The organism is Legionella parisiensis (assembly GCF_001467945.1).
Taxonomy (GTDB): Bacteria; Pseudomonadota; Gammaproteobacteria; order Legionellales; family Legionellaceae; genus Legionella; species Legionella parisiensis.
In genome coordinates this window covers 1-2,671 of the sequence record NZ_LNYQ01000007.1, presented here as the reverse complement: position 1 = coordinate 2,671, position 2,671 = coordinate 1, and the positions used below count along the sequence as shown (strand labels likewise).

Here is a 2,671-nt window from a genome sequence, read left to right as displayed (position 1 = left end):
TGTGTTTGTTCCTGCGGCTGTGTCTGTTCCTGCGGCTGTGTTTGTTCCTGCGGCTGTGTTTGTTCCTGCGGCTGTGTTTGCTCCTGCGGCTGTGTTTGTTCCTGCGGCTGTGTTTGCTCCTGCGGCTGTGTTTGCTCCTGCGGCTGTGTTTGCTCCTGCGGCTGTGTTTGCTCCTGCGGCTGTGTTTGCTCCTGAGGTTGTGTTTGCTCCTGAGGTTGTGTTTGCTCCTGAGGTTGTGCAGGCTGGGACAGTGGTAATTGCTGTTCTTGAGTTTTAATCAATGCTGGATCAGGTACGGGGGCTTGATCGATAATTTTTTCATTAATGGAAGTTGACGTTTGTGTTGGATTAACTACATCTATTTTTGCAGCTGATTCAGTTGGCAATGGTTTTAATGATTGTGCTTCCTGTGTGGATAAAGGAGAACCCGGGGTTTTTTCCAGTAGTTTTTTCTCTTCAGAAAAAGGAACAGGAGGGGCTGGAGGAGCAACAGTTACTACTCCCGGCTGTTCTAAAATTTCTTTAGGGGGTTGAGATTGCGCTGAGCTTCCTCCTAATACGCTGGTGCTGTCAGGAACAACCTCTGCAATAGGGGTTTTAGGCGCTTGTTGTATTATTTGAGAAGGAACACTCACCACTGCCTGGTTAACCGGTTGCGAGTTGACGAATGTTTGTGTCGGCACCGCAGTAATTGCGGGTGCTACATTTACATTTTGATAGAAAATATTAGTAGTTTTATTAACGTAAATATTATTGACATAAGTATTATTAATCTGGGTATTATTTATATTGACGTTGATGAAATAATTACGTCCCAGGTTTTTTGGAGGAATATAGATTTCTCCTGGAGCAAGAGGAAACCATGCAATTCCAGGTACACCAGTACTTAGTCTCAGGTTAAAATTGTTACCTCCTACAAATGCCACTAAAGCTGGTGCGTAAACAGGTTGGGCATATCTTGGTCCTGGAACCCAACTCCATCTTCTTTCAAGGTAAGCCCACCTCCCATAATGGAATGGAGCAAATCCCCACGGCTCTTCATCCACCCAGGTCCAACCCCATTGGCGTACCCAAACCCACTGACCTGTACGATAAGGGGCCCAATTTGGATTAACTTTATTCGGTATCCAAACATGACCATATTTAGGAGTTTTTTTCCAAGTCCCATAGAGTTGCAAATCTTCTTCGCCAATCATTTCTGCAGATACATATTGGGTAATACCTATACCTATGCGATCCCGCATGCGACTCCAACGTTCAAAATTATCAGGTGCAGGAATACTGGTAGGTTTAAATAGTTTTAGGTTTACTCCAAAGGGGTAGGATTTTCCTTGATTAACAATATAAGAAACTTTTGGACCATATACCTTTCCTCTTCCTTTTAGTACGCTTATGAGCGTTATTTTTGCTTGATTGTTGACAAAAATTCGATAATAACCTGGTTTTGTTACTATAAAAGCAAGAGTGGGTGTACTGATTTCAATTGTATGCCGAGGATCCAAGCGGGTTACTTTAACAATTAAGGTCCCACTGGAAAGTTGTAATTGAGAAATTTTTTGATTAAGGTTTAGAATTTTAAGGCTTGTTTGATTCCCCATACGCACCGTGGTAGAACCCAGTTGTAATTCGAGAAATGATTTATTACTTGACCATATGCGATCACCGGTGATTAATGGACGGTTGACAATTCCTTTTACCCATTGAGTTTCCCCTCCGGGCAGCAAACTCGCAGAGCCATTGATGGAACTTAATCGAGCAACTCGAGAAAACTCAGCCTCATCTTTAGCCTGGGCAGAACCAAAGATAAAGAATAAAAATATAAAAACTGAATAGATACAACTCATTATATTTTTTTTCATCATATTCAACTTTTTCTTTTATAAATGTTTCCATTACCCCTATTCGAAGATAAGGTTCGAAAAACTAAATATAATTATAGTACATTATTTGAACTCGTTGAGTGCTTGTTTTTCTTCAGCTAAGAAAAACAGATTATGGTAAACTCATTAGATAATGGCGGTTTCCTAACAAAAATACTATGGAGGCCCAACATGCATCCTTAGTACGCATGCTGGAATGCCTTCACAAAACTGTTCGGAATCCCTATTCCAAATTTAAGAGCAAAATACGTCTCCATTTACAAAGTAATACTTTTGCGTTTATTTTCCTAAATATAAAAAAGAAGGAACTGACCCTATTCAAAGAGATATAAGGAAAATTAATTTACAAGAGTTTTCGAACTAGTATGGAAGATGGAGTTTTCTCGTTCCAGCATACTATAGCATTGATTTTTTGAACAACCTCTTATCACCATTTAGGTTTAAAAAGCTGACTTATATCTGGCTCAGCTTCAACTAAATTATCTGAACTGGTGATAGTTTTTTCTTCTTCCTTAATTGCTTTTTTTTCTAGCGAGTTCTTTATGCTTTTTTCTTCATCTAAAATTCGTTTTGACGTGTCTAAAAAAGACCATTTTTTTGTAGCATCCCCAGGACTTTTTGTACCATTAGTTTCTTTCGACATCATGTTCTACTCCTTGTGAATAAATTATGAACATTATAAGCACGATATATTAACTTTAGCAAATATAGGTAATTTAATTATACTTTAAATGTCAGGGTAGGCTCTTCCTGCGGATACTCAAGTTCGAAACCCTTTTCAATTAAAGGAC

2 protein-coding genes are annotated in these 2,671 nt (G+C 39.2%); both read right to left on the bottom strand.

Features of this window, described 5'->3' with window-relative positions:
* Positions 1-1,862: DUF6600 domain-containing protein (locus tag Lpar_RS02595; RefSeq protein WP_058516447.1), on the bottom strand; the 1,862-nt coding region annotated here is incomplete at its 3' end.
* 445 nt (positions 1,863-2,307) lie between these two features.
* Positions 2,308-2,526, bottom strand: coding sequence for a hypothetical protein (locus Lpar_RS02590; protein WP_237759334.1), 219 nt, complete (start codon positions 2,524-2,526; stop codon positions 2,308-2,310).
* Between the last annotated feature and the right edge of the window lie 145 nt (positions 2,527-2,671).

Bases quoted from the DNA above. Each gene is read 5' to 3' on its own strand.
- Lpar_RS02590 (WP_237759334.1), bottom strand. From the start codon at position 2,526: ATGATGTCGAAAGAAACTAATGGTACAAAAAGTCCTGGGGATGCTACA.